The following is a 347-nucleotide window of genomic DNA, read 5'->3' on the forward strand; positions in this document are numbered from 1 at the left end:
GCGGTGGTCACGGTGTCGGAACCGCCGTAGATGGTGCTGCTGTAGCCGGCGGTGATGCCGTTGGTCCAGCAGGCGGCCACATAGGGCTCGGCCCAGGCGGGCACGTCGGTGAAGGGGCTGGTATTCTTGTAGCTGGCGACATTGTACTCCATCAGATTGGCCATAATGACCGCCATCTCGTTGCGGGTGACGTTCTGATCAGGATTGAAGTCGCCGTTCTCGTCGCCGACCATAATTTTGACGGTCTGGAGAACGTCAATGGCTTCCACGTTGTCCTCAGAAGTCACGTCCGCGTAGCTCGCGGCGCTGGAGCCCATCACCATCAGGCCGGAAATCATGGCCGCGGT

1 protein-coding gene is annotated in these 347 nt (G+C 60.5%); it reads right to left on the minus strand.

Translation table 11 applies throughout. The features are described 5' to 3' along the window. Window positions 1-347 (minus strand): S-layer homology domain-containing protein (locus H6B31_RS16880; RefSeq protein ID WP_204899545.1); only part of this gene is annotated, 347 nt, incomplete at both ends.

Source organism: Pseudoflavonifractor capillosus (assembly GCF_016899775.1).
Lineage (GTDB): Bacteria > Bacillota > Clostridia > Oscillospirales > Oscillospiraceae > Lawsonibacter.